We start from the raw sequence: 3,039 nt of genomic DNA, 5'->3' as shown, positions 1-3,039 counted from the left end.
CGAAGCCGCATGAGCGCGCGAGGCGCAGCACGCACACCATCTTTGTCGCCCGGCGCGGGGCATGAGCCGCGCGATTTGCCGCACGCCGCATCTGGTGATAGCACTCCCCGCCCCTTTCCCCCATGCACGCCGCCGGCCCCAAGAACCCCCTCCACGGAATCACCCTTGAGATGATGGTCACCCGTCTTCAGGCGCATTACGGCTGGGAGATGCTCGGGCGCATGATCAAGATCAACTGCTTCAACTGGCAGCCCAGCATCCAGTCCAGCCTCAAATTCCTGCGCAAGACCCCTTGGGCCCGCGCCAAGGTCGAGGAGCTTTACATCAGCACCATCCCCGACTTCGAGGCCGCCGAGCCGCCCGCCGCCGAGCCTGCATCACCGGATCAAAGCGACCGCGAAGAACGTTCCGAGCCGTGAAGGGAAAAGCGGTTGCCTCTTGCTTCCGCTGCCGGACGCAATGCCTCCAGCCCGCCGTCATCACCATGGCGGGTAAGGGCCACCGGCTCAGGACCGGGGGTCATATCCGAAGACGCGCAGCTCCTGGTCACAGCGGCAGGCCTTGGCGAGGCGGGCGGCCCACCTCACGGCTTCTTCGCGCGACGGCAGTTCCAGCGTAAGCGTCACGCGTGGTGACGTGGATTAGATGTGGAATGTGAAGTGTGGGATGTGACAGCATCCCACGTTTATGGATAAGACTTCGTTGGTGTTGAAGCGGGATGAACGGGGGCGGGTTCGCACTCCTCGTGAAAGACGAGCCATGCTTGTCGCGGAGTTTGGGCGCAGCGGTTTGTCGGCTCGCAGGTTCGCGCAACTGGCTGGAGTGCGATACAACACGTTCTGGAACTGGCTGCGTGAGCATGGGCAGACTGCCCGGCGTGGAAAGAAGCGCACAGAGCCCAAGCCTCGGTTGGTGGAGGTCTGCATGAATCCGCAGGAAGCATCCTGCCAGTCGCCGCAAGCTGCGGTGCGCATCACTCTGCCGGGAGGCGCAGAGGCAAGCTTGCGGCACGCCGGACAGGTTCCGCTGCTGGCGGCTCTGCTCAAAGCCCTCGCCTGATCTTCGCCATGCTGAGCTTCACCGGCAGTTTGAAAGTGTTCGTGGCGCTTGATCCCATCGACATGCGCAAGGGGTTCGAGGGACTGTATGCGGCGGTGAGCGAGAGGCTCAAAGCCGACGTGCGCAGCGGCGCGTTGTTCGCGTTCACCAACAAGAAGCGCACGCGCTTGAAGATCATCTACTGGGACAAGACGGGGTTGTGGTTGATGACGAAGCGTTTGGAGAAAGGCACCTTCTCGTGGCCGCGCAGCGTGGAGCCGCAAGCCACGCGCATCAGTCTTGCTCCCGAGGCTTTTGCCATGCTCACCGACGGCATCGACATGCATGAGGCGACCCTGCGGCCGTGGTATGAGCGTGGCTGAACGGGACGGAAAAGTCTTTTTGGCATGATCCTGCTCGTGGCGGCATCTGGCATGGGCGCTGCTTTTGAATGAGACCATGCCGACACCGCTGGAAGCCCGACTCATCGAAGAGAACGAGGTGCTGCGTGCGCGGGACAAAGCTCAGCAGATCGAGATCAAGCTGTTGAAGGAGAAGATCGATCTGCTGGTGCGGCGCATCTTTGGCGCGAAGAGCGAGCAGCTCGACGAGGCGCAGCTCATGCTCCTGCTGCAAGGTGACGAAGGCGCAAAAAAAGCCGCAGCCTCCAGCGCAGACCCTTGCGTCCTGGAGGCTGAGATCGAAAGGCGGGGCAAGGACAACAAGCCGCTCAAGCCGCGCAGATGGCGCGAAGCACGGGTGCCCGAGCATCTGCCTGCCGTCGATGAAGTGATCGAACCGGAGGAAGTCGCCGCCGCCCCCGAAGCCTGGCGGCACATCGGTGAGGAGATCACCGTACAGCTCGACTACCAGCCCGCGAAGTTCTTCCGCCGTCGCATCATCCGCAAAAAGTATGTGAAGCGTGACGAGCCGCACAAGGCTCCCATCATCGCTCCGCTCAACACGCTGCAGGAGCGCAGCATCGCCGCACCAGGGTTGCTCGCGCAAATCATCGTGGCGAAGTACTGCGATCATCTGCCGCTCTACCGGCAGGAGCAGATCTACGCCACGCGCCACGATATCGCCATTCCACGGCAAAGCAGCGCACGGTGGCTCGGGCTTGCTGCTGACTGGCTGCGGCCCATCTACGAGCACATCCACACCGGCGTCATGGCCGGAGGATATGTGCAGGTCGATGAGACGCCGATCGAGTACTTAAGTCCCGGCAACGGACGCACCAAACAAGGTTACTTCTGGGCCTGCAAGCGCCCTGGAGCCGACGTCTCCTTCGTCTGGCAGACCAGCCGTGGCGCAAAGTGTCTCGATAACATCATCCCCGCTGACTTCCAAGGCACCGTGCAGTGCGACGGCTACAGCGCCTATCCATCCTTCGCCAACCGAAGTGAAGGACGCATCACCCTGGCCGCGTGCTGGGCACACGCCCGGCGCAAGTTCATTGAGGCCGCAGAGAGCGCACCCCAACACGCCGGTTGGTTGCTGCTGCAAATCCAGCATCTCTACCGCATCGAGAAGCACCTGCGCCAGACACAAGCCGGACCACGCCAGCGCCAGGCCGTGCGATCAAGCCAGAGCCGCATGATCATCAAGCGAATCCATCGTGCGCTCACGCGACTCAAACTCAGCCGCCAGCACCTCCCGCAGAGCGCCATGGGCAAAGCCATCGACTACACCCTCACCCTCTGGCCCATGCTGCTGGTCTATCTCGAAGACGGCCGCATCCAGATCGACAACAACCCAGTGGAGAACGCCATCCGTCCCACCGCCGTGGGCAAGAAGAACTGGCTGTTTATCGGCGAAGCCGAAGCCGGCGAGCGCAGCGCCATCTTCTTCACCCTCATCGAAGCCTGCCGCAGCCGAGGCATCGACCCGCAGACCTACCTGCGCGAAGTCCTCACCAGCCTGCCCACACTGACAAACCATCAGATCAAGGATGTCACTCCCGAAGCCTGGGCTGGCAACAGCTCCACCCGTTCTGAGCGC

At 62.5% G+C, this 3,039-nt stretch carries 4 protein-coding genes and 1 pseudogene; 4 read left to right on the top strand and 1 reads right to left on the bottom strand.

The window, feature by feature from the left end; genetic code table 11:
• The first annotated feature begins 122 nt into the window (after window positions 1-122).
• On the top strand, window positions 123-419 hold the full coding sequence (locus tag ACILSL_RS27485; RefSeq protein ID WP_395735266.1) for a VF530 family DNA-binding protein: 297 nt from the start codon (window positions 123-125) through the stop codon (window positions 417-419).
• 87 nt (window positions 420-506) lie between these two features.
• Here the strand turns inward: ACILSL_RS27485 and ACILSL_RS27480 are convergent.
• Window positions 507-614, bottom strand: a pseudogene (locus ACILSL_RS27480) (transcription initiation protein); the annotation flags it as partial.
• 73 nt (window positions 615-687) lie between these two features.
• Here ACILSL_RS27480 and tnpA point away from each other — a divergent pair.
• The 3 genes from tnpA to tnpC form a co-directional block, all read left to right on the top strand.
• Window positions 688-1,059, top strand: a complete 372-nt coding sequence (gene tnpA, locus ACILSL_RS27475; protein WP_395735265.1) for an IS66 family insertion sequence element accessory protein TnpA — start codon at window positions 688-690, stop codon at window positions 1,057-1,059.
• An 8-nt stretch (window positions 1,060-1,067) separates the two neighbouring features.
• On the top strand, window positions 1,068-1,421 hold the full coding sequence (gene tnpB, locus ACILSL_RS27470; RefSeq protein WP_395735264.1) for an IS66 family insertion sequence element accessory protein TnpB: 354 nt from the start codon (window positions 1,068-1,070) through the stop codon (window positions 1,419-1,421).
• Between the two features lie 76 nt (window positions 1,422-1,497).
• On the top strand, window positions 1,498-3,039 hold a 1,542-nt coding region (gene tnpC, locus ACILSL_RS27465), incomplete at its 3' end, for an IS66 family transposase (protein WP_395735263.1).

This window comes from Prosthecobacter sp. (assembly GCF_044222345.1).
GTDB lineage: Bacteria > Verrucomicrobiota > Verrucomicrobiia > Verrucomicrobiales > Verrucomicrobiaceae > Prosthecobacter.
The sequence above is the reverse complement of the archived record's forward strand: the minus strand, read 5'-3'. Positions and strand labels throughout refer to the sequence as shown.